Genomic DNA, 1705 nt, shown 5'->3' on the forward strand with positions numbered 1-1705 from the left:
TCCTGGTAGATGTGAAACAGCAGCCGTTTCCTGGAACTTATGAAACACAAACTCATATGACCGGAAATATAGATGAGTCACTCTCGACAATTTATATTATGGAAATGAATCTTTACCGCAAAACCATGTTGCATACGGTCTGTGTGACCCCCGTTCCATTCACCAAAATGTACACACTTGAAGCCTTTGCATCAGGTAACGCCTGGTCTCCGGTAAAGCGAGAGAACCTCTGTTATTTTGAGACAAAAGGAACAATGAAACCTGCAAGCGAGGGTGGGGAAACAAAGGAGATAAGAATCACTATCCCGGAACGTCCATTTATTGCACAAGAGTATCCCATAGGTTCACCACAAGATCCGTTTGAAAAAAAGAAGATAGAAGCAGAAATTCAGGACAGATTCTACAGTCTCTCATATCCTTCTCAATCAGGAGCGAGCGTGTGCGGTCCTGCTGCATTCTTTTACTGTCTGCAACAAGACCGTCCTGATGTATATGCCCAGGCCGCCAGGGAACTGTGGCGATATGGGAAAACCAAAATCGGTGAACTTGAGATAGAGCCAGGTGAGGGATGTCGCCATCCCTCGGGTCATTTTTATGACAATATCTCTGGCCTTGACTGGATGACGCTGGCTGGTCTGAGGGATTCAGAGAATGCAGTGCTGAGCTTCGATACTCTCGATTCTCCAGTAGCAGGGATCACCATGTGGCCAACTCTGACGACATGGTTTGAAAAAGCAGGTTATGAAAGGGTGTTCAGTAATGTAGGAATCACACAAGCAGGTATTCAAGGGATTCGTGACTTAAATGAATATATTAATAAAGGTTATAAAGTTGTTACCCTTATCAACGATAGTTTATTAAGAGATAGTATGTTCGAGCATACAACCTATCCCACCCACTGGATTGTCTGGAATGGACCTGTGACCCAAGGGAATGACGGTTTTGTAGGATTAAATCTTTTCTCATGGGGAGATGTGTCACAACAAATTAAGTCTCGAAAAGATTTATCTTTCTTCATTCGTCGATTCTTTGGGGGGGTGGTTTTTAAACCACTGGTATAGTTATGATATGCATACGTTCTTTGCTAATCTTATTTCTTCTGTCTATTTCTGGCTGCAAGTTATTAAGCCCAAACGCTGAGTATATCCCAGGTAATGAGGCATTAACAGAAGCACTAGTAGGGAAGCCGTATTTTTTTAAAATTAAGATTCTGGGCGGGCGCGTTATTGGTGGGCCGCAAAGAAAAGTAGGGAGTGTTGTTCCCGATGATGCAGGTATTTCTTTACGTAATTGTAAATTGCCTGAATCGGTAATTACAATGGCCACAACGGATACTACAGATCATAATTGTGTTGAAGTCTATGGTGTCGCAACCAAACCTGGCCCCATAAAAATAACTATTAATGGTGGAATGTATGGAAGCATGATAGCTCCAGCAAGCTATTTCAGTAAAGGCTATCTGCTGAACGTGGTTAAGCCCTGATGAAGAGAGCAGTTTATTTTAGTGGGGTACTGATGATCCCCACCATGTCACACCCGATGGCTGGCATTATGGCCCTGCTGGTGAATATTGTTGTTACCGCCACGGTTTATGCTGTCATCAAAAAAGATATTCCGCGTGATGTGATGGTTACTCATGATCACGAAGAAGAGGATATCGACCTTGATGATATTAAAGTGAGCTAACTTACCCCTGTATTATTTT

At 42.8% G+C, this 1705-nt stretch carries 2 protein-coding genes and 1 pseudogene; all 3 read left to right on the forward strand.

Annotation, left to right across the window (positions count from 1 at the left end; genetic code table 11):
* Nucleotides 1-1061 (forward strand): hypothetical protein (locus CWM53_RS10940; protein ID WP_413773713.1); only part of this gene is annotated, 1061 nt, incomplete at its 5' end.
* Between the two features lie 2 nt (nucleotides 1062-1063).
* Nucleotides 1064-1483: a hypothetical protein gene (locus CWM53_RS30485; protein WP_133123744.1), complete on the forward strand. Its 420-nt coding sequence runs from the start codon at nucleotides 1064-1066 to the stop codon at nucleotides 1481-1483.
* Nucleotides 1484-1494: 11 nt separating this feature from the next.
* Nucleotides 1495-1686, forward strand: a pseudogene (locus CWM53_RS10945) (PTS fructose transporter subunit IIC); the annotation flags it as partial.
* Between the last annotated feature and the right edge of the window lie 19 nt (nucleotides 1687-1705).

It is taken from the genome of Klebsiella sp. A-Nf5, assembly GCF_002810545.1.
GTDB classification, from domain to species: domain Bacteria; phylum Pseudomonadota; class Gammaproteobacteria; order Enterobacterales; family Enterobacteriaceae; genus Klebsiella; species Klebsiella variicola.

Bases quoted from the DNA above. Each gene is read 5' to 3' on its own strand.
- CWM53_RS30485 (WP_133123744.1), top strand. From the start codon at position 1,064: ATGATATGCATACGTTCTTTGCTAATCTTATTTCTTCTGTCTATTTCT.